27 protein-coding genes are annotated in these 26686 nt (G+C 64.9%); 15 read left to right on the forward strand and 12 right to left on the reverse strand.

The window, feature by feature from the left end; all coding sequences use genetic code 11:
• Positions 1–45: 45 nt before the first annotated feature.
• Together QNA11_RS05465 and QNA11_RS05470 are read left to right on the forward strand one after the other, a co-directional pair.
• Positions 46–531: an SH3 domain-containing protein gene (locus QNA11_RS05465; RefSeq protein ID WP_202071632.1), complete on the forward strand. Its 486-nt coding sequence runs from the start codon at positions 46–48 to the stop codon at positions 529–531.
• Positions 532–608: 77 nt separating this feature from the next.
• Positions 609–1490, forward strand: a complete 882-nt coding sequence (locus QNA11_RS05470; protein WP_283482244.1) for an MBL fold metallo-hydrolase — start codon at positions 609–611, stop codon at positions 1488–1490.
• A gap of 160 nt (positions 1491–1650) precedes the next feature.
• Here the strand turns inward: QNA11_RS05470 and QNA11_RS05475 are convergent, their stop codons facing one another.
• The 5 genes from QNA11_RS05475 to QNA11_RS05495 all read right to left on the reverse strand — a co-directional run bounded on the left by QNA11_RS05475 (position 1651) and on the right by QNA11_RS05495 (position 5738).
• Positions 1651–1980 carry a septum formation initiator family protein gene (locus tag QNA11_RS05475; protein WP_283482245.1) on the reverse strand — a complete coding sequence of 110 codons (330 nt, stop codon included), beginning with the start codon at positions 1978–1980 and terminating at the stop codon, positions 1651–1653.
• A 63-nt stretch (positions 1981–2043) separates the two neighbouring features.
• Positions 2044–2739: a PopZ family protein gene (locus tag QNA11_RS05480; RefSeq protein WP_283482246.1), complete on the reverse strand. Its 696-nt coding sequence runs from the start codon at positions 2737–2739 to the stop codon at positions 2044–2046.
• Between the two features lie 136 nt (positions 2740–2875).
• The gene (locus tag QNA11_RS05485; protein WP_283482247.1) at positions 2876–4321 is read right to left on the reverse strand and encodes a TolC family outer membrane protein; all 1446 of its coding nucleotides are present in this window, start codon (positions 4319–4321) and stop codon (positions 2876–2878) included.
• A gap of 132 nt (positions 4322–4453) precedes the next feature.
• The gene (locus QNA11_RS05490) at positions 4454–5170 is read right to left on the reverse strand and encodes a protein-L-isoaspartate O-methyltransferase family protein (protein ID WP_283482248.1); all 717 of its coding nucleotides are present in this window, start codon (positions 5168–5170) and stop codon (positions 4454–4456) included.
• An 82-nt stretch (positions 5171–5252) separates the two neighbouring features.
• On the reverse strand, positions 5253–5738 hold the full coding sequence (locus QNA11_RS05495) for an RrF2 family transcriptional regulator (protein ID WP_202071626.1): 486 nt from the start codon (positions 5736–5738) through the stop codon (positions 5253–5255).
• Between the two features lie 265 nt (positions 5739–6003).
• Between QNA11_RS05495 and QNA11_RS05500 the strand changes: the two genes are divergently transcribed.
• The 3 genes from QNA11_RS05500 (at position 6004) to QNA11_RS05510 (ending at position 8918) form a co-directional block, all read left to right on the forward strand.
• Positions 6004–6807, forward strand: a complete 804-nt coding sequence (locus tag QNA11_RS05500; protein ID WP_202071625.1) for a sulfite exporter TauE/SafE family protein — start codon at positions 6004–6006, stop codon at positions 6805–6807.
• A 20-nt stretch (positions 6808–6827) separates the two neighbouring features.
• Positions 6828–7808 (forward strand): cysteine synthase A, encoded by a 981-nt coding sequence (gene cysK, locus QNA11_RS05505; protein ID WP_202071624.1) that lies wholly within the window; start codon positions 6828–6830, stop codon positions 7806–7808.
• 234 nt (positions 7809–8042) lie between these two features.
• Positions 8043–8918, forward strand: a complete 876-nt coding sequence (locus QNA11_RS05510; RefSeq protein WP_283482249.1) for a hypothetical protein — start codon at positions 8043–8045, stop codon at positions 8916–8918.
• A gap of 119 nt (positions 8919–9037) precedes the next feature.
• Here QNA11_RS05510 and QNA11_RS05515 read toward each other — a convergent pair whose 3' ends face one another.
• From QNA11_RS05515 to QNA11_RS05525, 3 genes are read right to left on the reverse strand one after another with little or no spacing between them, the layout of a single operon-like run.
• Entirely contained in the window at positions 9038–9382 is a 345-nt protein-coding gene (locus QNA11_RS05515) for a hypothetical protein (RefSeq protein ID WP_202071622.1), read from the reverse strand.
• A 33-nt stretch (positions 9383–9415) separates the two neighbouring features.
• Positions 9416–10363 carry an aspartate carbamoyltransferase catalytic subunit gene (locus QNA11_RS05520; RefSeq protein ID WP_281927483.1) on the reverse strand — a complete coding sequence of 316 codons (948 nt, stop codon included), beginning with the start codon at positions 10361–10363 and terminating at the stop codon, positions 9416–9418.
• 57 nt (positions 10364–10420) lie between these two features.
• The gene (locus tag QNA11_RS05525; RefSeq protein ID WP_283482250.1) at positions 10421–12478 is read right to left on the reverse strand and encodes a putative bifunctional diguanylate cyclase/phosphodiesterase; all 2058 of its coding nucleotides are present in this window, start codon (positions 12476–12478) and stop codon (positions 10421–10423) included.
• Positions 12479–12810: 332 nt separating this feature from the next.
• Here QNA11_RS05525 and nadA point away from each other — a divergent pair, with 332 nt between their 5' ends.
• From nadA to nadC, 4 genes are all read left to right on the forward strand, one after another.
• Complete coding sequence (nadA, locus tag QNA11_RS05530) at positions 12811–13911, forward strand: quinolinate synthase NadA (RefSeq protein WP_283482251.1); 1101 nt, start codon at positions 12811–12813, stop codon at positions 13909–13911.
• 132 nt (positions 13912–14043) lie between these two features.
• A complete protein-coding gene (locus tag QNA11_RS05535) occupies positions 14044–14664 on the forward strand; it encodes a DUF4202 domain-containing protein (protein ID WP_283482252.1) in 621 nt (206 codons plus the stop codon).
• Positions 14665–14667: 3 nt separating this feature from the next.
• Complete coding sequence (locus tag QNA11_RS05540; protein WP_283482253.1) at positions 14668–16212, forward strand: L-aspartate oxidase; 1545 nt, start codon at positions 14668–14670, stop codon at positions 16210–16212.
• 601 nt (positions 16213–16813) lie between these two features.
• The gene (nadC, locus tag QNA11_RS05545) at positions 16814–17665 is read left to right on the forward strand and encodes a carboxylating nicotinate-nucleotide diphosphorylase (RefSeq protein ID WP_283482254.1); all 852 of its coding nucleotides are present in this window, start codon (positions 16814–16816) and stop codon (positions 17663–17665) included.
• A 67-nt stretch (positions 17666–17732) separates the two neighbouring features.
• Here nadC and QNA11_RS05550 read toward each other — a convergent pair whose 3' ends face one another.
• Positions 17733–18593: a ChbG/HpnK family deacetylase gene (locus QNA11_RS05550; RefSeq protein ID WP_283482255.1), complete on the reverse strand. Its 861-nt coding sequence runs from the start codon at positions 18591–18593 to the stop codon at positions 17733–17735.
• A gap of 50 nt (positions 18594–18643) precedes the next feature.
• On the opposite strand from QNA11_RS05550, the gene QNA11_RS05555 reads away from it, so the two are divergent.
• Positions 18644–19615: a glycosyltransferase family 2 protein gene (locus QNA11_RS05555; RefSeq protein WP_283482256.1), complete on the forward strand. Its 972-nt coding sequence runs from the start codon at positions 18644–18646 to the stop codon at positions 19613–19615.
• 44 nt (positions 19616–19659) lie between these two features.
• Here QNA11_RS05555 and QNA11_RS05560 read toward each other — a convergent pair whose 3' ends face one another.
• Entirely contained in the window at positions 19660–19875 is a 216-nt protein-coding gene (locus tag QNA11_RS05560; RefSeq protein WP_202071613.1) for a hypothetical protein, read from the reverse strand.
• Between the two features lie 370 nt (positions 19876–20245).
• Here QNA11_RS05560 and QNA11_RS05565 point away from each other — a divergent pair, with 370 nt between their 5' ends.
• Both QNA11_RS05565 and QNA11_RS05570 read left to right on the forward strand, forming a co-directional pair.
• Positions 20246–20662, forward strand: a complete 417-nt coding sequence (locus tag QNA11_RS05565; RefSeq protein WP_283482257.1) for a hypothetical protein — start codon at positions 20246–20248, stop codon at positions 20660–20662.
• Positions 20663–20868: 206 nt separating this feature from the next.
• Positions 20869–21948: a sensor domain-containing diguanylate cyclase gene (locus QNA11_RS05570; protein WP_283482258.1), complete on the forward strand. Its 1080-nt coding sequence runs from the start codon at positions 20869–20871 to the stop codon at positions 21946–21948.
• A 12-nt stretch (positions 21949–21960) separates the two neighbouring features.
• Here QNA11_RS05570 and QNA11_RS05575 read toward each other — a convergent pair whose 3' ends face one another.
• On the reverse strand, positions 21961–22314 hold the full coding sequence (locus tag QNA11_RS05575; protein WP_283482259.1) for a DUF2845 domain-containing protein: 354 nt from the start codon (positions 22312–22314) through the stop codon (positions 21961–21963).
• Between the two features lie 129 nt (positions 22315–22443).
• Between QNA11_RS05575 and murJ the strand changes: the two genes are divergently transcribed.
• Positions 22444–24000 carry a murein biosynthesis integral membrane protein MurJ gene (murJ, locus tag QNA11_RS05580; RefSeq protein WP_283482260.1) on the forward strand — a complete coding sequence of 519 codons (1557 nt, stop codon included), beginning with the start codon at positions 22444–22446 and terminating at the stop codon, positions 23998–24000.
• Here murJ and QNA11_RS05585 read toward each other — a convergent pair.
• The gene (locus QNA11_RS05585) at positions 23992–24591 is read right to left on the reverse strand and encodes a hypothetical protein (protein ID WP_283482261.1); all 600 of its coding nucleotides are present in this window, start codon (positions 24589–24591) and stop codon (positions 23992–23994) included. The genes murJ and QNA11_RS05585 overlap by 9 nt on opposite strands.
• A 356-nt stretch (positions 24592–24947) precedes the next feature.
• Here QNA11_RS05585 and ftsE point away from each other — a divergent pair, with 356 nt between their 5' ends.
• Together ftsE and QNA11_RS05595 are read left to right on the forward strand one after the other, a co-directional pair.
• On the forward strand, positions 24948–25610 hold the full coding sequence (gene ftsE, locus QNA11_RS05590; protein WP_202071607.1) for a cell division ATP-binding protein FtsE: 663 nt from the start codon (positions 24948–24950) through the stop codon (positions 25608–25610).
• A gap of 5 nt (positions 25611–25615) precedes the next feature.
• A complete protein-coding gene (locus QNA11_RS05595; RefSeq protein WP_281927463.1) occupies positions 25616–26599 on the forward strand; it encodes a cell division protein FtsX in 984 nt (327 codons plus the stop codon).
• Positions 26600–26686: the final 87 nt, after the last annotated feature.

The raw sequence follows: 26686 nt of genomic DNA on the forward strand, positions 1-26686 counted from the left end.
CTGCTTGGCCGAAACCAAAACAGATTTTTCGAAGGGAGTATTCGAATGCGACTCAACAAAAGCCTCGCTCTTACTGCGATCTTTTTGCCGCTCCTGGCGAGCGCCGCCTCGGCCGCGCCCGTCACGAGCCCCGTCAATGTGCGCTCGGGCCCGAGCCCGAAATGGCCCGTCATCGCCACCATCCCGGCCGGCGCCGATGTCCAGGTCCTGCAATGCGGGGGCGGCTGGAAGCGCGACTGGTGCAAGGTCTCCTTCGGGCAAATCAGCGGCTATATCGCGGCGGGCGTGCTCGCGCCGTCCGGCAATAATGTCGAGATCGCGCCGGTCGTCACCTCGGAGCTCGCCAATCTCTATAAGGGCCCGGGCATGAAATATAAGGTTATCGGCGCGGTGCCGGGCGGTTCGAGAGTCAATAAGGGCGCCTGCTATGCGGGCTGGCAGGCGAACTGGTGCCAGGTCAATTACAACGGCACGGTGGGCTATATGATGGAAAGCCTGCTGCAGCGCGAAGGCGCCCTCTTCCCGATGTGAGCCGGGCGGCTCGCATCCGCCTTTTGAAAGACTGGCGCGAAACTTCTATCTTTCACCCCGGTACAGGGAGAAAGATGATGAACGCGCCAGTCCAACATACCGCCGAGCGCGTCTCTCCGCTGCTGCGCCGCATCGTCGCGCCGAACGGCGGGCCCTTCACCTATAAGGGAACCTGCAGCTATATCGTCGGGCGCGGCGAGGTCGCCATTATCGACCCCGGTCCCGCCGATCCGCGCCACCTCGCCGCGCTGCGCGCCGCGATCGAGGGAGAGCGGCTGAAATATATTCTCGTCACCCACACGCATCGCGACCATTCGCCGGCGGCCCGCGCCTTGAAGGAAGCGACTGGCGCGACGATCGCCGGCTGCGCGCCCTATGCCCCCTCGCCGAACATCGCCATTGTCGGCCCCGGCCTCGACGCCTCACATGACGCGGCCTATGCGCCCGATGTCATTCTCAGAGAAGGCGACCGCCTCAATCTTCTCGGCGCCACGATCGAAACATTGGAGACGCCCGGCCATACGGCCAACCACCTCTGCTTCGCCCTGCTGGAAGAGAAAGCGCTTTTCACCGGCGACCATATCATGGGGTGGTCGACCACGGTGGTGGCGCCGCCGGACGGCTCCATGGCCGACTACATGGAATCGCTCGAAAATCTGCGGCTGCGCGACGATCGCATTTTCTGGCCGGGCCATGGCGAGCCCGTGCGCGATCCCGCCCGCTATCTGCGCGCCCTCGTCCACCACCGCCACGCCCGCGAGGCGGCGATCCTGCAACGCCTGGCCGAGGGCGACGACACCATCCCCCAGATGGTCGCGCGCCTTTATGAGGGCGTCGACAAGCGACTCCACGGCGCCGCGGCCATGAATGTCTTCGCGCATTTGGAGGATTTGGTCGGGCGCGGATTGGTCGAAAGCGAGGGCCCGCCGCGACCCGCGGGACGATATTCGCTCAGGTGATATGAGATCCGCTTGATTGGTCCAGCGTCATTCCCGACGCTCGCGCCGTTCGGTCGCCACCGTCATTGCGAGGAGGCGGAGCCGACGAAGCAATCCAGGGCCGCATCGCCGCCCTGGATTGCCCGATGCGAGCTGTTCAAACGGAAGCGGTATGAGCGGATTACGGCGTCTCGCCTTCCGGGAGCAATATCACCACCTCGTTCTTGTGCACGCGTCCGAGGCTCTTGCGCGTTTCCTCGTCGAGAATATCCGCGTCGATATTCTCTCCCTTGATGAGCGCGATTCTGGCTTCCCATTGCATGCGCTGCAGCTTCAGCATGTCGCGTTCGAGGCGGAGCTGCGCGAGCTTCTGCTCATATTCTTCGCCGGTCTTGAGACCGCGCTGGCCGTGGACGCCATGCCAGACAAAATAGCTCGCAACCGCGCCGGCCGTGCAAAACAGCGTGACGGGCAAGATCAGCGAGCGAAGAAACAGGCGGAGTCGGTGCATGAGCAAAACGCTAGCGCCGACTCCTATCGTTATCGTTAACGGGCCGTCAAAGCCGGGCCTGCTTTATCGGCGCCCGCCTCTCGCCACGCGCTCGATCTCGGCGCGCACCAGCCGCTCGACGATGACCGGAAGATTGTCGTCGAGCCATTGTTTGAGCATCGGGCGCAGCATCTCCTGCGCGTATTTCTGAAGGAGGCCGCTGTCGTTGAGGATCATGCTCGCCGCGAGCGTCTGGAATTGCGAAGCGACCGAGGAGGCGGCCTCGGCCGAGACCAACGGCGCGTCTTCGGCTTCATATTCGACGATGTCGGCGCTGTCGTCGTCGACGTCGTCCGTCGGGGCTTCGGGGGCGAAATCCACCGGCTCGGAAAGCTCCGGCTCCTCGAGATAATCGACTTCTTCTTGCGCGTCCGTCTCCTCGACCAGTTGGACGGGTTCCGGCGCGCGGTTCAGACGCAGCGGCAGCGATCTGATCTTGGCCGCGGAAGCGAGATGCGGCTCTTCTTCGGCGGCAGGCGCCGGCTGCAGGGCGGCTTCCGGCGCAACAGCCTCCGGGACGAGAGCGGCGGATTGCTCTGCGATGGCGCGCTCGGCGTCGCGGCGGCGGCGCTCGTCACGCTCGCGCCGCGCGCCCGGAAGCGTGTCGTCGTCGGCGATGATGCGGCGGATGGAAGCGAGAATTTCCTCCATCGACGGCTCGTGCGCGCGCATCTCTTCATGGATTGAGGGCGACGGGGCGGAAGCGTTCGCTGCGCTCATGGAGTGCTTTCTCGAAATGGTTAGCGTTTTGTCTTACGACGCAAAGGTCGATTAATCAGTGACCCTCGCCCGCCTCCGAATCAACACGGCGTTACCGAATTCCACACCTTTCGGGTCACGCTGTCACCATGTCAGATCATCGCCCGTCTGGCGTGTCCGTTCCGATCCACTTCAATTTGACTTGTTCGTAATGGACGCCAGGGTCGTAAAGCGCCACGTCGAGATTGATCTCCTGCGCCGACAAACGGCCAATGGAGCCGAGCGCGGCGTAAGACGCCACCACGCGATCACGCTGCGAAATCACCAGCCCCACGCGCGCATTGAGCAACGCCTGCTGGGCGTTGAGCACGTCCAGCGTCGTGCGCTGACCGACCTTCGCCTCTTCGCGCACGCCGGAAAGCGCCGTCTCCGCCGCCTTCACAGCCGCCTGCTGGGAGATGATGGAGGCCTTCGCCGTCTCGAGCAATCCGTAGCTCGACACCACGCTGGCGCGCACGCTGTCGCGTTGCAGGTCGGCGTTCAAGCGCGCCTGCCCGAGCTGCTCCTTGGCCTGGCGGATCGAGGCGTATTCGGCGCCGCCCTGATAGAGCGGCACGTTCAACTGGCCGGTCGCCGCCGCCGAAAACTGCCGCGATCCCGGAAAGCCCAGAAATGAATCATATTGGTTCGAGACCTGCGCATTGACCGACAGGGTCGGCGACAGCGCGCTCTCCGCGACCTTCACGGCGAGCTCCGCCGCATCGACCTGATGCAGCGCCGAAACGACGCCCGGGTGCTCAGCGAGCGCGATGGCGATGGCCTCGTTCAGCGATTTGGGAAGGAGCGGCTCCAGCGAACGGCCGGGTTCGAGATGGCTCGGGTCATTGCCGATGAGCTGATGATAGTTGGCGATGCTCGTCTTGAGCTGCGCTTGCGCGGCATAGAGATCGGAGCGCGCCTGGGCGAGCGAGGCTTCGGCCTGCGCTACGTCGGTGCGTGTCACCTCGCCGACATCGAATCGGTCGCGGGTCTGCTTGAGCTGCTGTTCGAGAACGGAGATGTTGTTCTTGCGCAGATTGACGACCGCCGTGTCGCGCAGCACGTTCATATAAGCGGTGGCGCCGTTTTGCAGGATCGCCTGCTCGGTGAGACGCATCGTGGCGCGCGCGGCGAAGACGCCGGACTCGGCCTGGCGCATTGAGTTCGCTGTGCGTCCGCCGTCGAAGACATTCTGCGTGATGTTGAGCGTGGCGCCGCGCGGCCAGCCGACGAATTCGTCGCCGAAATATTGCCGCTGGCCGGTCGTCGTATTTCGCCCGCCGGGAATGCGCAGATTACCGTATTGGGGGCCGGCAGAGGCCTGGATGTTCGCTTTGGGCCGCATGCCGGCGGCGGCCTTGGGCGTCTCCTCGTCGCGCACGCGCACATTCGCGCGGCTCTGATTGAGATCTGGATTTCCGGCGTAAGCCCGCGCGAGCGCCGAGAGAAGCGATTCGGCCTGTGCGTCGCTGATCGAAGCCGAAATCAGCGCCGCCGCGATGAGGGCGCTCTGCGCAACAGTCGCAAGGCCCTGCCCCAGCGACCGTTTAGACGCCACATCCATACCGAACGCTCCTCATCACAATCCGGCTTCCGCCAGAAGCACGACAGCGAGAACGCCCTGCCCAGCAGGCGATTCTCCACAAGACGCGGCACAAGGAACGCAAGGTACGCGAAAAAGCTGAATGTAGACGCGTCAGAAGACGAAAGACGGCGCTTTCGCAAAACCCTCGAGAACCGGCGCATTCGCGCTGAGCAATGAGATTCGTCCGGCGAGCTGGCCGTCCTGGCGCTCGAACCGCACAACATGCTGCCCGGCGCCCGTCTCCGGCGTCACGATCGCAAGAAGGCGGCCGTTCGGCGTCAACTGGGCGAAGAGCGTGTCGAGACCCGCCTCGACCGCGCCATGGACAAAGATGACGTCATAAGGCGCAGCGGCGGCGAAGCCCTGCTGATGCGGACCCGTCACGATGCGCGCATTGGCGGCGCCGAGCGCCGACAGGCCATCCTTGGCGCGCGCGGCGAGCTCCGGATCGGATTCGAGCGCGACCACCTCGCCGACAAGGCCGGCAAGAAGCGCCGCCGAATAGCCGGCGCCGCCGATGTCGAGCGCCCTCTCGCCCGGGCGGGGTTCGCCCCCTTGCAGGAGGCGGGCGAGAACGAGCGGCGGCAACAGCGTGCGCTTGTTTCCGCCAGCGCCGTTCACCGTGATGGCGAGGTCCGAATAGGCCAGCGGCGCCTGGCTCGCAGGCAGGAAGAGCTCTCTGGGAATCTCGATGAAGCGCGCGAGGAGCGGCACGTCCGTGACATCGAAGGGACGAAGCTGACGCTCGACCATCGTGCGGCGCAACGCAGCCGCCGCTTGTCCCTGCTCCGCATCCCGACGAACCGTCGCCACCGCTGCTTCCGACATTCAATTCCCGGCGTCAGGCCGGCCTCTAATTTCGCAAGATCGCCCGGCGCGAAAAGCCGGCGCGGGCTTTATAGGTTCAGCCTCACGCCATGTCCATGGCCGCAGCCGGCGCGGATTTCGCCGCTTTGCCTTCGGCCGGCGCCAAACCCGCCTCTCCGAGCGCGCGCATTTGAGCGAGCGAGGTGTTGTCGAGCACCTGAGCGATGGCGTCGCGCGCTTTGAGCATGACCAGGCGGACGGGGCAGCGACACTCGTCCGGACAGTCGTCGCATTTGCGATAAAGCCGCTTGCTGGCGCATTGAATCGGCGCGAGCGGCCCGTCGAGAACGCGCACGAGGTCGCCGACGGCGATCTGCTCCGGCAGGCGGGCGAGCATATAGCCGCCGCCCTTCCCCTTCTTGGAATGGACAAAGCCCGCGTTGCGCAATTCGCTGAGGATGGCGTCCAAAAATTTCTTGGGGATTTGATTGCTGGCGGCAATATCCGCGACAAGGGCCGTCTGGCCCGGCTCAATCCCAGCGAGATAGGACATCGCCTTCAGTCCGTATTTTGCTTTTTTCGTGAGCATTCGACAGCTTACCACAGATTTCGCGCCAGGCGCGGCCCCCGCCGCGTCGGGAGGCTTACCCTATTCTCCCGCTCGGCGGCGCGACTAAATCACATATTCGACGCCTTTCATATAAGAGCTTGACGGCCTCCCTCCAGTCACTCTAGCTTTCAACTAGAACAGTAGACATTTGACGCGACAAACTTTTCCGACAATATACATTAGAAGATAGTGGCTCCCGTATTTGCACGGGATGTGGATGTGAAATAGAAAGGAGCCCATCCCAATGGTCTCGGTCGCCGATGCGCTCCATGCCTTCAACCCTCTGTATTCGCTGTCAGGATTCGTCGTCGGCTCGCTCGTCGGGCTCACTGGCGTCGGCGGCGGATCCTTGATGACGCCGATCCTCGTGCTGCTTTTCGGCATTGCGCCGACGACGGCGGTGGGGACGGACCTACTCTACGCCGCCGTCACCAAGAGCGGCGGCACGATCGTCCATGCGCGTAACGATACGGTCGATTGGCGCATCACGCGGCGGCTCGCCTGTGGCTCTGTTCCGACGACGATCGCGTCGCTCCTCCTGCTCTCCTGGCTCGGCAAGACGGCCGGCCATGCGGCGAACGGCCTCATCACATCGGCGCTCGGCGTCGCCCTGTTGCTGACCGCCGTGGCGATTCTCTTCCGCGGCTGGATCCTCAATTACATTGCGCGCCACACCGACAATCTGACCGACAGCCGCGCACGCTTTCTGACAATCGTGCTCGGCGCGTTCATCGGCGTGCTGGTCTCGGTCTCCTCGGTGGGCGCCGGCGCCGTCGGCATGACGGTTCTGCTCGCCCTTTACCCACGCATGCCGACGGTGCGCCTCGTTGGCTCCGATATTGCTCACGCGGTGCCATTGACGCTGGTCGCCGGCTTCGGGCATTGGCTGATGGGCGGCGTCGACTGGCTGTTGCTGTTCTCCCTGCTTGTGGGCTCGCTGCCCGGCATCTGGCTGGGAAGTCATCTGGCCGCTCGCGTTCCCGACCACTATTTGAGGCCCGCGCTTGCGACAATGATGGCGGCGGTGGGGGCCAAGCTGTCGATCTGAAACTCGTTCCGGAGCAAGACATGTCGAAAGACACGCCGTTCACGCCGCCCGCAAAGCCGGGCCGCGGCCGCATTTACGACTCCATCACCCAGACGATCGGCGACACGCCGCTCGTACGGCTCGACCGACTGGCGAAAGAAAAAGGCGTGAAGGGCAACCTTCTGGCCAAGCTCGAATTCTTCAATCCGATCGCCAGCGTCAAGGACCGTATCGGCGTCGCCATGATCGACGCGCTGGAAAAGAGCGGCAAGATCACGCCCGGCCAATCCGTGCTCATTGAGCCGACCTCCGGCAATACGGGCATTGCGCTCGCCTTCGTCGCGGCGGCGCGCGGCTACCGGCTCATCCTCGTCATGCCGGAATCGATGTCGATCGAGCGGCGCAAGATGCTCGCATTGCTCGGCGCCGAGCTGGTGCTGACGCCTGCCGCCCAAGGGATGAAGGGCGCGCTCGCCAAGGCGTCGGAGCTCGCCGCCGAAACGCCCGGCGCCGTTATTCCGCAGCAGTTCGAAAACCCCGCCAACCCCGAGATTCACCGCGTCACCACGGCGCAGGAGATCTGGAACGACACCCAGGGCCACGTCGATTATTTTGTCTCGGGCGTGGGCACCGGCGGCACGATCACCGGCGTCGGCCAGGTGCTGAAGCAGCATAATCCGGCGTTGCGCGTGGTGGCGGTGGAGCCAGAAGATTCGGCGGTGCTCTCCGGCCGCCCGCCGGGACCGCACAAGATTCAGGGCATCGGCGCCGGCTTTGTGCCGCCGATCCTCGATCGCGGCGTCATCGACGAGATCGTCACCATCGGCAATCAGACCGCCTTCGACACTGCGCGCCTGCTCGCGCGCGTGGAGGGCATTCCGGTGGGCATTTCCTCGGGCGCGGCCGTGGCCGCGGCGCTGGAAATCGCCGGCCGTCCGGAGGCCGAGGGCAAGAATATCGTCCTGATCATCCCCTCCTTCGCCGAGCGCTATCTTTCCACGGCGCTGTTCGAGGGGCTGTAAGCGAACATGGCTGCCTCGCCGTCATTGCGAAGAGCGTAGCGACGAAGCAATCCAGAACAGCTATCACAGCCCTGGATTGCTTCGCTCCGCTCGCAATGACGGACTAAACTCGAGCGATCCCTCTCCACCATCTCCTTCATTCGCGTTCGCCAAGTGAGCGGGCGCACGGAACTCTCCGGACGCCTGGCTACCATTGCGAATTGCGCAGTGGAATTGCGCGGTCAGGAGTTGGTTATGCGCAAATCATCTTCAGCTTTCTTTGCGGCGATCCTCGCTACGGGGAGTCTCGCCCCGAACATTTCTCATGCCTCGGGCGCGCTCCCGCGCGCCTGGGCGTCGGCGCAGTTCGGCGCCGACAGCGCGAGCTGCGGCGCCCTTACGAGCCCCTGTAAGACCTTCCAATATATGCACGACGCCATCGTGGCCGTGGGCGGCGCGATTCTGGTGCGCGATCCGGGCGCCTATGGGCCGGTCGTGATCAAGAATGCGCTGTCGATCGTCAATGCGAATGTCGGCGACGCCAGCGTGTCGGTCTCCTCCGGCGACGCAATCGCCGTCCAAGCCCCGACAACGGCGTCGATTCTCATCAAGGGTCTCGTCATCGACGGGGGTGGAACCGCCACCAATGGCGTCAACGCCACGGGCTTCGGCAACATCGCCATCCAGGATTGCACGGTCATGGGGTTCAAGGGCAATGGCCTCGCCATCGTCCCGCAGGCGGGCCCTGGCCTCTTCGCTGTCGCCGAGACGCTCGTGCGCGACAACGGGACTGGCGTTCTCGTGCAGGGCAATATCGCAAACGCGCAGAACATGAACTATGTGCAGCCGACAGGAACGCTGACGCGGGTGAAGGCGAACGCCAACGGGGTCGGCGTGCTCGCGACGAGCCTCGCCTATGTCGAAATCGACCAGGTCGACGCGACCGCGAACGCGACCACCGGTCTTTCGGTCACGAATAACGGCTTCATCTATCTCACGAAATCGACTGCCGTTGGAAACCCGACCGGCGTCAAAGTCTCAGGCGGTTTCGCCTCCACTTATGGCGACAACAGCTTCATCCGGAACGGCGTCAACATCAGCGGATCGCTGACGGCGATTGCTCACAATTGAGCGCGACAGGCGACGCAAATCTCGCTGTCATTGCAAGGAGCGTAAGCGACGAAGCAATCCAGAGCCGCGTTGCGGCCCTGGATTGCTTCGCTTCGCTCGCAATGACGGCTGGGAGAAGGTCACTCCTTCGCGGCCGCCGCCGTGACGCGCTTGCGCTGATAATGGCGCCCATAGGCGCCGACGATATAGCCGACCGCGCAGATTACGAAATACACGACGATCAGAAAGCCGCCGCGCTGATTGGCGGAATGCGCCTTCTCCAAAAGCCCGGTGACAGACTCCTGATCGAGCAATTTGTCTGAAACGACGCCGCAGACGACGGCGAGAATCGGCACCGACCACGACGGCAACCGAAAATAGCCGATCGCCGCTGCCGCCGCGAAGGCGACGAAGCCGAACACATGAGCGAACTGGATCATGATCGACTGAGACACTAATCCGATGAAGCGGATCAATTTGAGCATTTCTCGCCCCTTCTTGGTTCTTTTCCGCCGATCTTACACATTGGGCAGGTGCTGCGCGAGGGCCTCCAGAACGGCCATTCGGACGGCGACGCCCATTTCGACCTGCTCGCGGATCAAGGAGCGGCCGCTGTCCGCGACGGCGGAGTCGATCTCGACGCCCCGGTTCATCGGGCCCGGGTGCATGACCAGCGCGTCGGGCGCGGCAAAAGCGAGCTTTTCCTCGTCGAGACCGAAGAAATGATAATATTCCCGGGCGCTTGGCGTGAGCGCGCCGGCCATGCGCTCGCGCTGCAGCCGCAGCATCATCACGATGTCCGCGCCGTCCAGCCCGCTGCGCATGTCGTGATGGACCTCGACACCGAGGCGAGAGAGGCTATCGGGGGCCAGCGTTGACGGCCCCACCACCCGGAGCCGCGCCCCGAGCGCCGACAGCAGCAGAATATTCGAGCGCGCCACGCGCGAATGGAGAATATCGCCGCAGATCGCGACAATGAGCCCCTCGATGCGCCCCTTGTTGCGGCGAATGGTCAGCGCGTCGAGCAGCGCCTGAGTGGGGTGTTCGTGCGCGCCGTCGCCGGCGTTGACGACCGAGCAGTCGACCTTTCGCGCCAGAAGATGCGCCGCGCCGGCCTGCGCATGCCGCACCACGATGATGTCCGGGCGCATGGCGTTGAGGGTCATCGCCGTATCGAGCAGCGTCTCGCCTTTGGATTCCGACGAGCGCGCCACCGACATGTTCATCACATCCGCGCCGAGGCGCTTGCCGGCGATCTCGAAGGAGGCCTGCGTGCGCGTCGAGGCTTCGTAGAAGAGATTGATCTGCGTGCGCCCGCGCAGGATCGACCGCTTCTTCTCGACCTGCCGCGACACTTCGACCGCCTGCTCGGCCATATCGAGAAGCATTTCGATCGTCGGCCTCGACAGGCCTTCGATGCCAAGGAGATGGCGGCGCGGGAAAACGGTTGGGACATCTGGCTGCATGGCCATGTCTATAGCGGGGTTTGACCGCCGCCGCGACCCCTCGAAATATCCGCGCGCTCACCCCGCCGCAGCGAGGCGTCCGGGCTCGTGCTGGGACGTCGGCGCTCGCGCCTCTTCGACGATCGGAAAGCCGCCGAATAGGTCGCCGATCTGCCGCACCGGGCGCGGCGCGCTGAACAGATAGCCTTGAACCTCGCGGCAGCCGAATTCGCTCAGCATTTTCAGTTGACGCGCGGTTTCGACGCCCTCGGCGGTGACCGAAAGCGAGAGGGAGCGCGCCAGCTCGATCGTCAGCTTCACCACCGAGGCGCACATCGGATTGGTTTCCAGATTGGCCACGAAAGAGCGGTCGATTTTCAGCCTGTCGAGCGGCAGGCCCACGAGATTGGCCAGGGAGGAATAGCCTGTTCCAAGATCATCGAGCGCCGTCTTCACGCCGAGCTGGCGCAGGTTGGCGAGCATGTCGTAGGCTTTTTCGCCGTCGAGGATCATCGCCGTTTCGGTGAGCTCGAGCTCCAGCCTGCCCGGCTCGAGGCCGCTCTTATTCAGCGCCTCGCGGACAATCTCCTCGAAATCATGTTTGCGCAATTGCAGCGCGGAAACATTGACCGCGAGCCTGAGATGCGACGGCCATTCTTGCGCCGCGGCGGTCGCTTCCCGCAGCGCCCAGGAGCCGACCCGCTCGATCTGGCCTTCACGCTCGAAGAGCGGCACGATCTCCGCGGCGCTGAGCACGCCGCGCACCGGATGGCGCCAGCGCAAGAGCGCTTCGAAGCCCGTTGTTTCGCAGCTCTGCGAATCGACGAAGGGCTGATAGACCATGAAGAGCTCGTGCTCGGCGAAGGCGCGGTCGAGCTCGGCGCCGAGCGTGTTTCGCTCGGCGATGAAGCCGAATCGGTCGCGAAACAGCGTATATCCGCAACGGCCCGCCTGCTTCGTCGCATACATTGCGCTGTCGGCGCTACGCATGATGCTTTCCGGATCGACGCCGTCGCTCGGCGCGATGGCGACGCCGATGCTGGTGGAGATTTGCAGGCTGCGTCCCTCGACCTCGAATGGCGCGCGAAAGCTGGCCAGGATGCGTCGCGCGATGGTCACCGCGTCTTCGACGTTGCGAATATCGACCGCAATGAGCGCGAACTCGTCGCCGCCGAGGCGCGCGACAAGATCGTTTTCGCGCGTGGACGCCTTCAACCGACGCGCGGCTTCGACAAGAACGAGGTCGCCCGCCTCATGTCCCATCGAGTCGTTGACGTTTTTGAAGCCGTCGAGATCGAGGCACATCAGCGCGAAGCGTTCGTCCTTGCGCGCCAAACGCGCGAAGGACCGCGCCAGCTCCTCACGAAAAGCGACCCGGTTGGGCAAAAGGGTCAGCTCGTCGCGAAGGGCGCCTTCCTGCGCCGCCGCCTCGGCCGCGCAACGCTGCGCCGCCGCCTCCGCGCGTTTGAACGCGCCGTTGATCATCACCAGGCTGTAGAGCGTCGTGGCGAAGCCGACAACGTCGAACACAGGATCGTGCTTGCTCAAGAGCGCGACGGCGAAGCCCGCCCAGATCGGCGCGACATGGGCCAGCAAGGCGCCGGGGATCATACACAGCGCAAAACCGCCGCCGAACAAGGTCGACAAGACAAATCCGACGATGACAAGTTGCTGCGGCAGCGGCGAGTCGGCGAAGAAAAAGGCCGGAAAAACGCCCCATAGCGCGCCATGCAGAAACGCATTCGCCGTGGCCCGCCACACGCCATTCGCGGAAACGGCGCTGCGGTGACGCTGCGGCGCGCTCACCCGCCGGGCGTAAACGATTCCCGCAAGGCAAAATACCAGCGCTGTCCAGACTTCGACCTGCCCGGCGACGGGGGTTTCCCACATCAGCAGCAAAAAGGTCAGCGCGCTGAAACAGGAAACGAGCAAAATGACCGGCGTCCCCCGTTCGAGATCGGTGAGTTGCTCGGCGCGGAAACGCCCCCGAACGGAAGGCGAGAGCGGACAAGCCTCGAAAGCCAGCGGGTCGCCCTCGAGAAAATGGCGTAGACGCGCGAGGCATGATCTGTCGGAATCGAAAAAGTAAGCGCGCAGGCGCGACAGCGCGCCAGAAAATGCGGATAAAAACATCATGCCATCCCGCGGCCCATTTTTCCCTCGGCGTCATGCCGGGAGAGAATCCGATCGGATGTTCCGCCGCAGACGTTGACAATTGTTAAAGCTGTGCCGGGCGCGCGCCTGAAAAGGAGTTAATGTTTCCTTTTCCGGGGTCTGGCCTTGACTTATGCTCGCCGCGAGAACATGTGTCGGATTGCTAGGGTTGCGGGTGCGGACAAGTATCATTAAGCTCTGGCGAATGAGCGCTCCGGGCGGGGTTCGCCGCGGAGTTTTTGTAGGGCCACCTTATACTCACTTTGAGTATATAGGCCGCGTAGACGTCGACTACTGTGAGGGGCAAGCGAGCCATGACGTCCCAAACCGCCGAACTGACGAGAGACCTCGCGCCCGCGCCGACGATCCGTCCGCGCGCGCTGGGCCTGGGGCCCGACGGCCGCTTTCCGATCCTTCCCCGCCCCAATCTGGAATGGACCCCGGAGGTCGAGGCGGCGACGGCGCATCTCTATGAGCGCGTCTCCAAGGTGATTCCGGCGATCGAATGGCCGTTTCACGCGCCTTACGTAAAGGCGATCAATGACATCAAGAAGACGCGCAATGCGGTGATTCTGGCTCATAATTACCAGACGCCGGAAATCTACCACTGCGTCTCGGACTATATCGGCGACAGCCTGCAGCTCGCGAAGCTTGCGGCGAAATCCGACGCCGAGGTCATTGTTCAGGGCGGCGTCTATTTCATGGCCGAGACGTCGAAGATCCTGAACCCCGAAAAGACCGTGCTGATCCCCGACGCCGAAGCCGGCTGCTCGCTCGCCGCCTCGATCACGGCCGCCGACATTCGCGCGCTGCGGCGCAAATATCCGGGCGTGCCGGTGGTCGCCTATGTGAATACCTCTGCCGAGGTGAAGGCCGAGGTCGACACCTGCTGCACCTCCTCCAACGCCGTGAAGGTGGTGGAGAGCCTCGGCGTCGACCGCGTCATCATGGTTCCCGACCGTTTCCTGGCGCAGAACGTCGCCGCGCAGACGAAGGTGAAGATCATCGCCTGGAACGGCGCCTGCGAAGTGCACGAGCTTTTCACGGCCGAAGAAATCCTCGGCTTCAAGGCCGATCATCCGGGCCTCAAGGTCATCGCCCATCCCGAGTGCCCGCGCGAGGTCGTGGAGGTCTCTGACTTCTCTGGCTCCACGGCGGCGATGATCGATTATGTGCGCACGAAAAAACCGGCGCGCGTGCTGCTCGTCACCGAATGCTCGATGGCGGATAATATCGCGGCGGAGACGACGGGCACGCAATTCGTGCGGCCCTGCAATTTCTGCCCGCATATGAAACGGATCACGCTGCCGAAGATTCTCGACGCGCTGCTCGACATCCGCGAGGAGGTCTTGGTAGATCCGGCCGTGGCCGCCCGCGCGCGGCAAAGCGTGCAACGGATGATCGACCTGGGGTGAAGCCCCTCCCTGTCCCTCCCCCGCAAGTGGGAGAGGGGACGCTCGCGATCGGCGCTGTCGATGAAGGCCCCAACCTGCTCCCTCTCCCGCTTGCGGGGGAGGGTTGGGGAGGGGGCGCAACGGGAAGACCACATGCCCTCTCTCGACGCGGTTCTCGCCGCCATCGACGCCGCCAACGCCGAAGACCCCTGCAAAGTCGACGGCCGCGCCGTCGAGACGGTGTATGCGGAGCGCATGAGCGCGCGTCTCGCCGCGCTCTACCCCGAGGCCTCGGACCTTTTGAAAATCGCCGCCCGCGCGCAGCATCTGCGCCGCTGGGAGATTGCGCGCGGCGATTACCCCGAAGGGCGCAAGGGCTACAACGACTGGCGACGCACGTGCCGCGCCCATCACGCCGAACGCGCCGGCAGGATCATGCGCGCCGCCGGCTACGACGAAGCGGCGATCGCCCATGTCGGCGCGCTGATCCGCAAGGAACAATTGAAAAAAGACCCGGAATCGCAGGCCCTTGAGAATGTCGCGGCGGTCGTCTTCCTCGAACATTACTTCGAGGAGTTCCTCGCCAAATACGACGGCTACTCCGACGACAAGATCGTCGATATTCTCGGCAAGACCCTTTGCAAGATGTCCCCCAAGGGCCATGCTGCAGCTCTTGCTTTACCCCTGCCCGAGCGCGCCCGTGCGCTCGCCGCCGCCGCCGTGGCGCGCGAAGCCGCCGCGCTCGAACGGCTCGCCGCCGTCTCACTCGATTAGCCTATGCCGAAACAGCTTCCTCCCATCGTCATCGTCGGCGGCGGCCTCGCCGGGGTTTTCTGCGCGCTGAAGCTCGCGCCGCATCCCGTGGCCATTCTGGCGCCGACGCCGCTCGGCTCGAGCGGCTCCTCCTATTGGGCGCAGGGCGGCATTGCGGCGGCGGTCGAGGACGGCGACACGCCCGAACAACACGCCGAGGATACGGTTGCGGCGGGCGCCGGCATCGTCGACGCCGAAATGGCGCTCGGCATGGCGCAGGAGGCGCGCGCGCGCGTCGAGGATCTCGCCGCCATGGGCGCGCCCTTCGATCGCAAGGGTGGCGGCGCTTTCTCGCCCTCTCGCGAGGCCGCGCATTCCTGCCGCCGCGTCGTGCGCGTCATGGGCGACGGGGCCGGCCGCGCCATCATGGAGACGCTGGAAAGGCAAATCGCCGAGACCCCCTCGGTCACAGTCGTCGACGGCTATTCCGCGCAGGAGATCATCACCCGCGACCGTCGCGTCGTCGGCGTGCGCGCGCGCCATGCGTCGGGGCGCATCTGCGACATCCCCTGCTCCGCGCTGGTGCTCGCGACCGGCGGCGTCGGCCATCTCTACCGGCTCACCACCAATCCCGTGGAGTCGCGCGGCGTCGGCCTCGCCATGGCGGCGCGCGCCGGCGCCATCGTCGCGGACGCGGAATTCGTGCAGTTCCACCCCACCGCGATCGATATAAACGCCGACCCGGCCCCGCTCGCGACCGAAGCGCTGCGCGGCGAAGGCGCCATCATCGTCGACCGGGACGGGCGGCGCTTCCTGCTCGACGTCGACCCGGCGGGAGAGCTGGGCCCGCGCGACATCGTCGCCCGCAGCGTCTTCGCCAGCGTCAAGGCGGGACGCAGCGCCTTCCTCGACGCCCGCGCCGCTGTCGGCGCCGAATTCCCCGCTCGTTTCCCGACCGTTTACGCGAGCTGCAAGGCGGCGGGAATCGACCCGGTGCGCGAACCCATCCCGATCGCGCCCGCGGCCCATTACCACATGGGCGGCGTGTGGACCGACGCGCGCGGCCGCACCAGCGTCTCCGGCCTCTGGGCGATCGGCGAAGTCGCCTCGACAGGCGTGCATGGCGCGAACCGTCTCGCCTCCAATTCTCTCCTGGAGGCCGTCGTCTTCGGCGCGCGCGTGGCGGCCGACATCGGCGCGACGCCTTTGCAGGACATCGATTCGCGCGTCGCCGCGGAGCGCGCCGAGGCTTCCGCGCGCGAAAGCGATTTTGCGATCATCGAGGAATTGCGCGACCTCATGTCCGCCAATGTGGGCGTCATCCGCGACGTGGCCGGGCTCTCCGGCGCGATCAAAGCGATCCGCCGGCTATCGAGCCGGGCGCGGGACATCGAGGTCTCGAATATGCTGACCACAGCGCTGATGATCTCCGCCTCGGCGCTGATGCGGCGCGAGAGTCGCGGCGCGCAGTTCCGCTCGGATTATCCACAGCCGGACCCCGCCTACGCTCGGCGCTCGCAGATGACGCTCGCCGAGGCTTTACGGATTGCCGATGAGGTGGGGACGTGACGGCGCGCGCTAATCTGCGTCGCGATCCCCATCCCTCCCCCTCGCGAGGGTGGCCCGGCGAAGCCGGGTCGGGTGGGGCCCGGCCGCATTCACGCCCGAGATTGTCGACCCCCACCCCTACCCCTCCCCGCAAGGGGGAGGGAGCGATGCTGCGGGCGCCGGCGATACGTAACTTAGATGCGCGAGCGAGAGACGCCCTTCGCAACCGCGCCGAGAACAATCTCGCCCGCGATCCCCATCCCTCCCCCTTGCGGGGAGGGTGGCCTCGCGCAGCGGGGCCGGGTGGGGCCCGAACCCAGTCACGCCCAAGATTGTCGACCCCCACCCCTGCCCCTCCCCGCAAGGGGGAGGGAGGGATGCTGCGGGCGCCGGCGATACGTAACTTAGATGCGCGAGCGCGAGACGCCCTTCGCAACCGCGCCAAGGACAATCTCGCCCGTGATCCCCATCCCTCCCCCTCGCGGGGAGGGTGGCCCGGCGAAGCCGGGTCGGGTGGGGCCCGGCCGCATTCATGCCCGAGATTGTCGACCCCCACCCCTGCCCCTCCCCGCAAGGGGGAGGGAGGGATGCGGCAAGCAGAGTGGCTCATCGGAGACGGCGCATGAGCTTCAACCTGTCACCACTTCTCATCGATGACGCCATATCCGCCGCTCTGGCGGAAGATCTCGGCCGCGCCGGCGATATAACGACGCAGGCCACGATCCCCGCGCGCGCCACGGCCCGCGCCGTCATCGCCGCGCGGGAGACGGGCGTCATCGCCGGCCTGCCCTTGGCGCGCGCGGCCTTCCGGCGGATGGATCAAAATATCGGCTTCGAGGCGTGGCTCGAGGACGGCGCCAATGTGGTCCCCCGCGCCATCGTCGCACGCATCGACGGGCCGGCGCGCGCCATTCTCTCCGCCGAGCGCGTCGCGCTGAATTATCTGGGCCGGCTCTCCGGCGTCGCCTCGCTCACGGCCCAATATGCCGCCCGCATCGCCCATACGAAAGCCAAGGTCTGCGACACGCGCAAAACGACGCCGCTGCTGCGCGCCTTCGAGAAATACGCTGTGCGCTGCGGCGGCGGCGCCAATCACCGCTTCGGCCTCGACGACGCCGTGCTCATCAAGGACAATCACATCGCGGTCGCCGGCGGCGTGGTCCCCGCCCTGCGCGCGGCGAAGCGCTTCGTCGGCCATCTCGTAAAGATCGAGATCGAGGTGGACACGCTCGCTCAGCTAAAAGACGTCCTCGCCGAGGGCGCCGACGCCGTGCTGCTCGATAATATGACACCCGACGATCTGCGCCGAGCCGTTGAAATGGTCGGCGGCCGAATGATCTGCGAAGCCTCGGGCGGCGTCACGCTCGACACCGTCGCCGAGATTGCCGAGACCGGCGTCGATCTCATCTCGGTCGGCGCGCTGACGCATTCGGCGAAAGTGCTCGATCTCGGGCTCGACATAGAAATAGCCTGACCGCTGGACCGCGCGCCTTCAGGCGCGCTCAAAAAAATGCGCGCCTGAAGGCGCGCGGTCCGTTCGATCACCTCAACGCCGCGCTCAGCCGCCCGAGTTTCAGCCCCCGCCTCTCCAGCATCTCCGGCATGCGCGGCGACAACAGAAACGCCAGCTCCTGCTCCCGCGTGATCGTCACCGGGTCGAGCGCCTTCAGCTCGTCGTCCACATGGCCCGGGTGGCACATGATGAGGTGACGCCGCCCTGGCGCGCGCAGAAAGGTCTCGAAGGCCTTGGCGTAATCCTTCCCCGGATCGAAATCGGAAAAGCCGGAAAAACCGTCGTTCACCGCAAAGCCGCGCCATTTGGCGGCGCGGCGCAGGCCCGAGGTCAGGGCGCGCACAGCGAGCGCCTTGCCGATATGGGCGCGGCGCAACGCGATGCGGTGCGGCCCATCGGCGGCGTCGCGCACCCAGGCGCGGCCGGCGAGCTTGCGCGCCGCCATGGCGTCGAGCAGCGCTTCGCGAATCCCCGGCAGCCCGTGGATATGTTGATGCCCGTCGACGAAATCGGGCCGGCGCTCCATCACCGCCTCGAAACGGTCGAGCTGGCGCTCTATTTCGGCGCGAATCTCCTCCATGGGGAGCTTGCCGCCCATAGCGAGGCCAATGACCTGCCGGACCGCGGGAAACGCCCCGGTCGGCGCAAGCTTCGGCATGGGCGAGAGCGGGCGGCCGAGCGTGAGGTTGAAATGCAGGCCGACGTCGGCGTTTTCGCAATGGCGCAGCAGATCGCGGCCCATCGCCGGCCAATGCGATCCGTTCACCAGCGCCGAGACGGCCGTCAACCTCCCGGCGTCGAGCGCTTTCAAAATGCCGACCGAAACCCCTTGGCAGAGGCCATAATCATCCGCGCAAAGCGCGACGATCCGCTCATTTGCCTTGGCCATCCCGCCTCCCATCTATGCCGCGCCACGAATTTCTGCTTGAAGCCTGCGTCATGAGCGACACCATCGAGACCCCTGATATATCGGTCGTCATCCCTGTCTTCAACGAGCGCGCCAATTTGCGCCCGCTTGCGGCGCGGCTTACGCATGCGCTGGCGCAGGCGGGCGTGAGCTTCGAAGCGATCTTCGTCGACGACGGCTCGCATGACGCCAGCATGGAAGAATTGCGCGCCCTGTGCGCGCAGGAGCCGCGTTTTCGCGCCCTCTCCTTCTCGCGCAATTTCGGCAAGGAGGTCGCGATTGCGGCGGGTCTCGACGATGCGCGCGGCCGCGCCGCCGTCATCATGGATTCCGACCTGCAGCATCCGCCCGAGGTCATCATCCAATTCGTCGAGAAATGGCGCGAGGGCTATAAAAACGTCTATGGCCAACGCACGGACCGGGCGAGCGACCCGAAGATGCGCACCATCTTCACGGAGGTTTTCTACCGGCTGCTGGCAAAATTCGGCGACGTCTCGCTACCGCCCGGCGCCGGCGACTTTCGTCTGCTCGATCGGCAGGCGGTCGACGCCTTGCTCTCCATGCGCGAACGCGCCCGTTTCAATAAAGGCCTCTACGCCTGGATCGGCTTCAAATCGATCGGCGTGCCTTTCGAGGTCGACGCGCGGGCGAGCGGCGTATCGAAATTCAACTTCACCCGTCTCGTCAGCTTCGCTCTGGACGGGCTGATGTCCTTTTCCTCGATCCCGCTCAAGGTCTGGACCTATGTGGGGCTCGCGATCTCGATCTTCGCGCTGGGCCTCGCCGGCTATTATTGGGTGCGGACCATGCTGTTCGGCGTCGATACGCCCGGCTTTCCGACGCTCGTCGTCTCGATCGCCTTCTTCTCGGGCGTCCAGCTCATCTCGCTCGGCGTGCTCGGCGAATATGTCGCGCGCATCTTCAACGAGGTGAAAGGACGGCCGCTTTATCTCGTGGCGGAGCGGGTGGAAGCAAACAAGCAATCGGGACGCGCCAAAGAATGAGGAAGGCGCGCCGCGCCTTCACCCACGCAACTGCGTCTCGCGGCTCAAGCGGCGGCTTTGTCGCCGCTGGATTGATCGGCGCCGTTCGGGCCAGGAATTCTGTCGAGCACGGATAGGGCTTCGATTCTGGCCAGTTGAAGAAGATGGGCGACCGTCGGCAACTGGGACCGTATCGCCATGTCGGCGAGCTCGGCGCTCATGTCGCTGATATAGATTACAGAGTCTTCCTGAAATTGCGGCTCGAGGCTAACGTCGGACATATTTCAGCTCCTGCGACATATCTGCAATGGAAACTACGAGACGTCGAACAACGCATCTGTCTGATCCGTAATTTTTCCCAGACCGGGCATCCGCCCTGGGATTTGCGTGGCTCCTCCTGCTCTCGCGCCGCCCACCGCCGCGCCCCGGCCTGATTGTGCCTCGAGCCGACGTAAGCTTGGCCATAATGCCTGATCAGCGGTCCAAGACTATTGCGAAAACGCGCCCGTATTGTGTTTCGCGCGGATAAACCGATTGGATTTCACATGTTTGCCGGTTTGGTTTCCCCTTCCTTACCCCGGAGCGGCGCTCGGTCGGCTAGCCGGAAGGACAGTCGCTCTCAGGGTAGAACAGTGGTATTTTGATCCGATCATGACGACCACTGCACGCCCCGCCGGCTCTCGGCTGGGAATTATTCTCGGTTTCTCGGCCCTGCTTTTCCTGGCGTTCGCTTTCGGGCTACGCCTCGTCTGGTTCGGGGCCGAAGCGCCCTTGCCCCCGCTTCTCGAAAATCTGCCGGATTCGAAAACCGAAGCGGATCAAGAAATCTTCCTCGCCCGCCTCGATCGGGCCTTTCCCGCGGGCTTCGCCGAGTCGGACCTTCTGGATGCCCTGGCCGCGCAGGGCTTCACCCGCGCCGCCGCGCCGGAGCGCGTCGCGACTTACGCTCGCGGCGCGGGGTTGAACGACAAATGCCGACGCAGTGGCAACCTGCGGTGGAGCGCCGACGCCGCCGGGCGCGTGACCAAGCTCACGGGCGGCTATTATCAGCATTGCCCAACTCATTAGCGCTTGCTTAACAAGAGCGCGATAAATCCCCGTTTTGGGGATGGCCTTGAAATGGAGCGTCAGCTTCCAGCAAGGCTACCGATCCATCCTCGCCGATGCTTCCCGATTCCTTCCTGCAGTCGGGAAGCGGACGCCGGCGTGTCGGGTCGGATCCCCATGCGTCGGCCTTCTTCTTTCTTTTGGTTGTCGAGCGAATTGGAAGCCCCGTGAAATCCCTACGGTCCATCGCCCCCTTACTTTCGATTTTCGCGCTCATTTTCTGCGCGGCGTTCTTCGCTGGAATGACGGTGAAGGCGCAAGCGCAAGGCGCGTCGGACATTTCGAGCCTTTGGTCGTGGGCGGTCCAGTCCTGGACGACCGAAACCACAGCCGACGGCAGGATCATCAAGGTCGTTCACGAGCCTTTCGCCTTGACCCGGAATCTCGCCCTGATCGCGCTGACGATGATCGGCGGGACGATACTGGTGACGGAAAAATCGAGCGCCTCGAAAATCACGCCGGCCAAGCTCGCGATCATGCGGGGCCAGCTCGACGAGGGGATCGGCGCCATCATCGATCTCCTCCAGGGCTATGCGGAACGCAATCAGAAATTTGCGGATTCCGTGCTCAGAGGCAGCGCCGAGCTCGCGAAAGCGAGCAGCCCGGAACGCCTGAGATCCGCCATCGAATTCCTCATCTCCGAAAACCAGAAGATGTTGAAGGAGACCGAGGCCTATCAGGCAAGCCTGCGCAACTCGCGCGATCAGATCAGCAAGCTTCGCTTCGAGCTGGCGGAAAAGCAGGCCGAGACTCAGAAGGACACTCTGACGTCGGCCTTTAACCGGCGATATTTCGACGCCAAGCTCGCCAATGTCCTGGCGGACGCCAACCGGCGCGCAACATCGATCAGCTTGATCCTGGCCGATCTCGATCACTTCAAGAGCATAAATGACGAGCATGGGCACCTTGCGGGCGACGAGGTGCTGAAGATGTTCGCCGATCAGATGCAGAAGCATGTGCGCGCGGAAGACACCGTCGCCCGTTTCGGCGGCGAGGAATTCGCGGTCATCCTTCCCCACGCCAACATCGAGGCCGCCGTCGCGGTCGCCGAGAAAATGCGGCGATGGCTCTATGGCAATAATTGGAAGATCGCCGGCAAGCCGCAGACCCAGAAAATAACGGCGTCGTTCGGCGTCGCCCAGTCGCGCGCCAATGATACGCCCGACGAACTCATCAAACGCGCCGACTCCTGCCTCTATGCGTCGAAATCCTCGGGCCGCAACCGCGTCACCCCCAGCCACGTCTGAGGCGGCGCGCGGCTATCTCCCGTAGCCGAGCGTCTCGATCTTGATAAGACGGCCGTTCTCGAAGGTGAGCGTCGGCATGAGCCGGGTCGGGCCGAAATTATAGACCCATTGCTCGATCCGCACTTCGCGCGCCACGGGAAGGGGATAGGTTTGCTCGAGCGAGTCGAGCGGCCTCGGTATGGTCGGGTTCGTCCGGCCGGCCCGATATTCTGTATGTTCATCCGTATAGGCCGGCGCGCCGCAGCGCTGCAGCACCTCGAATTTGGACTGCCCCTCGACGACAAGCTCCGAGCCGCAGCGTAGCGCCGCAGCGGGAAGAACGGTCATTGCAAGCAAAGGTATGGCAAGGAGCAGGCTTGATCTCATATTGCTAATCCAGTCGACGCGGCGCGCCCGAGAAACGCCAGATCCTGAAATTAGAGATTCTCCACGCGGCGCGCCACCGGCAGCGGAAGAGACGCTGATTTCGAGAATGATCCTGTTAAAAGGCAGGCAATGATTCGCAATCTTCTCTCGGTCGGCGGCTTCACCCTGCTCTCGCGGCTCACGGGCTTTCTGTCGCTCGCGATGCAATCGGCGATTATGGGCGCGGGCGTCGTCTCCGACGCTTTCTTCATTGCCCAGCGCCTGCCCAACAGCTTCCGCAGCATCTTCGGCGAGGGCGCTTTCAACGCCGCTTATATCCCCTGCTACGCCAAGGCGCTGGAACAGGACGGCCCCGAACCGGCCGAGGAATTCGCGGGCGAGGTCTATACGCTGCTCCTCGTCTCGCAGATCGTGTTGCTTGCGCTCGTCTGGCTTTTTGCGCCGCAATTCGTCGGGCTGCTGGCGCCGGGGCTCGGCGATCGGCCGGAGAAATTCGCGCTGGCCGTGAGCCTGACGCGCATCACCTTTCCCTACCTCCTCTTCATGACGCTCTTCGCGCTGCACATGGGCACGCTCAACGCCCATGGCCGTTTCGCGCTGCCGGCCTTTGCGCCAAACCTCATGAATCTCACGGTGATAGCGGCGCTCGCCGTCGCCTTTCTCTTTCCGAACGCCGGCTATGCGGCGAGCTGGGGCGTCACCATCTCCGGCGCGCTGGAATTGGGCCTCCTCATGTGGGGGGCGCGGCGCATCGGCGTGTTGCGTGGCCTGCGTAAGCCGCATTGGCCGCGCGTGCGCGAGTTTTTCATCAATCTTGGCCCGGCTGTGATCGGCTCGGCCAGCCCGCAGATCGCCGTCTTCGCCGATACGATTCTCTCCTCCATGCTCGCGGATGGCGGCGTATCGGCGATCTCCTATGCCGAGCGGCTGTATCAGCTTCCCATCGGCGTCATCGGGATTGCGGCAGGCACGGTGCTGCTCCCCGAGATGAGCCGCCGCATCGCCGCCGGCGACGTCGACGGCGCGCATCAAGCGCAGAGCCGCACAATGGCGCTGACCATCGCGCTCGCCGCGCCCTTCTTCATCGCCTTCGTGACAATCCCGGAGCTCATCGTCGCCGGGCTTTTTATGCGCGGCAGATTTACCGCCGCCGACGCCATTGCCGCCGGCGACGTGCTCGCCGCTTACGGCGGCGGGCTGATGGCGCTGGTGCTGATCGCGTCTGCAAAGGCGAGCTTTCAGTCGCGCGGCGACACGGCGACGCCGATGAAGATCGCGCTCGCGGCGCTCGCCGTGAATGTCGCGCTCAAAGTTGTGCTCTTCCAGCCGCTCGGCGCCGTCGGGCTCGCGACGGCGACCTCGGTCCAGGTCTGGGTCAATCTCGGCGCGCTCCTGGCGATCGCCATCGAGCGAGGATTTGTCGACTTCGACCGCGCTTTCGCCAAGACCCTGGCGGCGACCGTCGTCGGCTGCGCGCTGCTGGCGATGGTCGCGGCTTTCGGCCGGGCGCCCGCGCTGGCCTTCGGGGCGCATTTCGGCTCTCAGGCCAATCTCGCGGCGCTGGTCGTTTTGGGAGCGGCGGGGGGGATCGTCTATGGCGCGGCGCTCGCGGGCGCGCTGCACCTTATGGGGATCAAAATCCGCGCCCTGCGCGCGCGCGTGAAGCGATCGCCGGCTTTAGTCTGACGCTCGACCCTTCTGCGCCTCCAGCTTGGCGAAGCGGACCAGCACCTCGGCGCCGTCTTCCGGCGGCGACGCAAGGCGGGCGCGGAACGCGATCTTCTCGCCGGCGTCCAGCCGCGACTTCGGCGCCGAAGTCGTCCAGCGGTAGCGATCGAGGCCATTCGCCCCCCGCACGGCGAGCGAGATGGCGGGAACGGCGTTGCGCTCGCGGCGGATATTGACGATCTCGCCTTCGGTAACGAGCACCCGGCGCGCGCCGTCCATCACGATGCGCGAGCGCACCTCGCGCAGCTCCAACCCCGCGAGATTGACCGGCATGCCGAGCGCGCGATAGCTCGACGCGAGTGGCGGGGCGATGCGGACGATCCGCTCCCGCATGGCGATCATCGCCGTGGCGCCCATGATGATCGCGATGATGGCGGCCACGATTGGCGCGCGGTCCCGCTTGACCTGCCGCGCCTGATGGGCGACGGGACGCGAGGGCCTGCCCCACATCTCCTCATAGCTTGGAGCGTGCGGGAACTCGCTCGAGGCTTCGGCCGCGATTTCCCGCCGCGCGCTGCTCCGGTGGATGTCCTCTCGAGTAAAGCTCATTTCAGGTTCCCGCTGTCGCAACGCTGATCGGCGAGCCGTCGCCACCGGCAGGGCAACCGGATGAATGCCGGACGTCAGCCGATCCCTCCCCTTTACGGGGAGGGTGGCCCCGCGTAAGCGGGGTCGGATGGGGCAAAGCCCCACCGCTACCGTTGCGGCGCGAGCCCCACCCGGCGGCCTCCCCGTAAAGGGGAGGTATCTGGGCTAACGATACCAGCGCGCCATTCACCCGATGGCCCTGCGTCCATTAGGCGCTGTTATGGTTAAGAGCGCGTGAACTGCTATCCTTCGACGCTGATTCCCAGCAACCCAACCGCCGCTTTTGACGCGGCTCGATCGCCTGGAGCGGCAAACCGGTGCTGAGCTTCGAGAATGTCGGCTTGCGCTATGGCGTCGGCCCGGAAACCCTACGCGACCTCACCTTCCAGATCGCGCCGCGGTCCTTCCAGTTCCTTACCGGCCCATCGGGCGCCGGCAAGACGACGCTGATGCGGCTCATCATCATGGCGCTGAAGCCGACGCGCGGTCTTATCAATATTTTCGGCCGGGACGCGGCGACGCTCGAGACGGATGAGATCGCCGACGCCCGCCGGCGGATCGGCGTCGTCTTCCAGGACTTCCGCCTTCTCGACCATTTGACCGTCTATGAGAATGTGGCGCTGCCGCTACGCGTTCTGGGGCGCGAGGAGGCAAGCTATCGCTCGGAGGTCATCGAGCTCCTGAAATGGGTCGGCCTCGGCGAGCGCAAGCATAGCCTGCCCACCGTGCTCTCGGGCGGCGAGAAGCAGCGCGCCTCCATCGCGCGGGCGCTGATCTCGCAGCCAAAGCTCCTGCTCGCCGACGAGCCGACCGGAAACGTCGATCCGACTCTCGCCCGCCGCATTTTGAGGCTCTTTGTGGAGCTGCATAAATCCGGGACGGCGGTGGTGATCGCGACGCATGATCTGAGCCTGATGGACCAATATGAAGCCGCGCGGCGCCTCGTGCTCGCGGACGGCCGTCTGCATATTTTCGAGTGAGGCGAATGGAGCTGCCGCCTTTCGTCGCCGATCTCCTCGCGCGCGCCGGCGTCCTGCGCCCGCCGGCGCCCGCCGCCGAGGAGGACGCCGCCGCCTTCCGCTCGCCGCTCGTGCCGACCGATTCTGTCGCGGGCCGCTCGCTCGTCATCGTCATTGCGATCATGACCTTCCTCGCGGCCCTCGCCGCCGGCGCGGCGCTGCTCGTCTCTCAGGCGAGCGTCGAATGGCGCGCCGAGGCGTCGAGCGAAGCCAGCGTCCAGGTACGGCCCACGCCGGGTCGCGACATCGACGCCGATCTCGCGACGGCGGCCGAACTTTTGCGAAAAACCCCCGGCGTGCGCGAGGCGCAGGTCTATACGAAAGCCGAGTCGGAATCGCTGCTGTCGCCCTGGCTCGGCGAGGGCCTCGACCTTTCCGAGCTTCCCACGCCGCGCATGATCGTGGTGAAGCTCGATCCCAAGCAGCGGCCCGATCTCTTGGTTCTACGCGCGGAGCTGACCGAGGCTGTCCCCAACGCCGTGCTCGACGATCACCGCCTGTTTCTCGAACGTCTCGGAGATATGGCGCGCGCGGCCGTCGCCGTCTCGACGATGATTTTCGTCCTCATCCTCGGCGCCATGGGCATCGCTGTTGCATCAGCGACGCGCGCAGCCGTCGCCACCAACCGCGAGATCGTCGAAGTGCTGCATATCGTCGGCGCGGCCGACACTTTTATCGCGCGCGAGTTCCAGCGCCGCTTTCTCGCCTTGGGGTTCCGCGGCGCGCTGATCGGCGGCGGCGCAGCGATCGGCTTTCTCTTTCTGGCGCGCGCCTTGACGCATCATTGGCGCGCGACGGCGGGCGGGGAACAAATGGAGGCGATGTTCGGGGACTTCTCCATCGGCGTCGACGGCGTTGTCACGATCCTTTTGCTCGCGGGCGGCATTGCGCTTCTCACCGGCTTTCTGTCCCAGGCGATCGTGTTCCGTTACTTGAGGCGGCTGGGATGACGGCGATCATCCGGTACGCCGCCTTATGACCATATATCTGTCCAGAAACCGCGCCTCGATGCGCGGTCGACGAAACCGGCGGGAGGG

Source organism: Methylocystis sp. JR02 (assembly GCF_030063565.1).
Classification (GTDB): domain Bacteria; phylum Pseudomonadota; class Alphaproteobacteria; order Rhizobiales; family Beijerinckiaceae; genus Methylocystis; species Methylocystis iwaonis.

Bases quoted from the DNA above. Each gene is read 5' to 3' on its own strand.
- cysK (WP_202071624.1), top strand. From the start codon at position 6,828: ATGTCGAAAGACACGCCGTTCACGCCGCCCGCAAAGCCGGGCCGCGGC.
- QNA11_RS05480 (WP_283482246.1), bottom strand. From the start codon at position 2,739: ATGAGCGCAGCGAACGCTTCCGCCCCGTCGCCCTCAATCCATGAAGAG.
- QNA11_RS05475 (WP_283482245.1), bottom strand. From the start codon at position 1,980: ATGCACCGACTCCGCCTGTTTCTTCGCTCGCTGATCTTGCCCGTCACG.
- QNA11_RS05500 (WP_202071625.1), top strand. From the start codon at position 6,004: ATGGTCTCGGTCGCCGATGCGCTCCATGCCTTCAACCCTCTGTATTCG.
- QNA11_RS05565 (WP_283482257.1), top strand. From the start codon at position 20,246: ATGACGACCACTGCACGCCCCGCCGGCTCTCGGCTGGGAATTATTCTC.
- QNA11_RS05520 (WP_281927483.1), bottom strand. From the start codon at position 10,363: ATGCAGCCAGATGTCCCAACCGTTTTCCCGCGCCGCCATCTCCTTGGC.
- nadC (WP_283482254.1), top strand. From the start codon at position 16,814: ATGAGCTTCAACCTGTCACCACTTCTCATCGATGACGCCATATCCGCC.
- QNA11_RS05525 (WP_283482250.1), bottom strand. From the start codon at position 12,478: ATGATGTTTTTATCCGCATTTTCTGGCGCGCTGTCGCGCCTGCGCGCT.
- QNA11_RS05495 (WP_202071626.1), bottom strand. From the start codon at position 5,738: ATGCTCACGAAAAAAGCAAAATACGGACTGAAGGCGATGTCCTATCTC.
- murJ (WP_283482260.1), top strand. From the start codon at position 22,444: ATGATTCGCAATCTTCTCTCGGTCGGCGGCTTCACCCTGCTCTCGCGG.
- QNA11_RS05550 (WP_283482255.1), bottom strand. From the start codon at position 18,593: ATGGCCAAGGCAAATGAGCGGATCGTCGCGCTTTGCGCGGATGATTAT.
- QNA11_RS05485 (WP_283482247.1), bottom strand. From the start codon at position 4,321: ATGGATGTGGCGTCTAAACGGTCGCTGGGGCAGGGCCTTGCGACTGTT.
- QNA11_RS05535 (WP_283482252.1), top strand. From the start codon at position 14,044: ATGCCCTCTCTCGACGCGGTTCTCGCCGCCATCGACGCCGCCAACGCC.
- QNA11_RS05465 (WP_202071632.1), top strand. From the start codon at position 46: ATGCGACTCAACAAAAGCCTCGCTCTTACTGCGATCTTTTTGCCGCTC.
- QNA11_RS05540 (WP_283482253.1), top strand. From the start codon at position 14,668: ATGCCGAAACAGCTTCCTCCCATCGTCATCGTCGGCGGCGGCCTCGCC.
- QNA11_RS05470 (WP_283482244.1), top strand. From the start codon at position 609: ATGAACGCGCCAGTCCAACATACCGCCGAGCGCGTCTCTCCGCTGCTG.
- QNA11_RS05515 (WP_202071622.1), bottom strand. From the start codon at position 9,382: ATGCTCAAATTGATCCGCTTCATCGGATTAGTGTCTCAGTCGATCATG.
- QNA11_RS05575 (WP_283482259.1), bottom strand. From the start codon at position 22,314: ATGAGATCAAGCCTGCTCCTTGCCATACCTTTGCTTGCAATGACCGTT.
- QNA11_RS05510 (WP_283482249.1), top strand. From the start codon at position 8,043: ATGCGCAAATCATCTTCAGCTTTCTTTGCGGCGATCCTCGCTACGGGG.
- QNA11_RS05555 (WP_283482256.1), top strand. From the start codon at position 18,644: ATGAGCGACACCATCGAGACCCCTGATATATCGGTCGTCATCCCTGTC.
- nadA (WP_283482251.1), top strand. From the start codon at position 12,811: ATGACGTCCCAAACCGCCGAACTGACGAGAGACCTCGCGCCCGCGCCG.
- QNA11_RS05595 (WP_281927463.1), top strand. From the start codon at position 25,616: ATGGAGCTGCCGCCTTTCGTCGCCGATCTCCTCGCGCGCGCCGGCGTC.
- QNA11_RS05490 (WP_283482248.1), bottom strand. From the start codon at position 5,170: ATGTCGGAAGCAGCGGTGGCGACGGTTCGTCGGGATGCGGAGCAGGGA.
- QNA11_RS05560 (WP_202071613.1), bottom strand. From the start codon at position 19,875: ATGTCCGACGTTAGCCTCGAGCCGCAATTTCAGGAAGACTCTGTAATC.
- QNA11_RS05585 (WP_283482261.1), bottom strand. From the start codon at position 24,591: ATGAGCTTTACTCGAGAGGACATCCACCGGAGCAGCGCGCGGCGGGAA.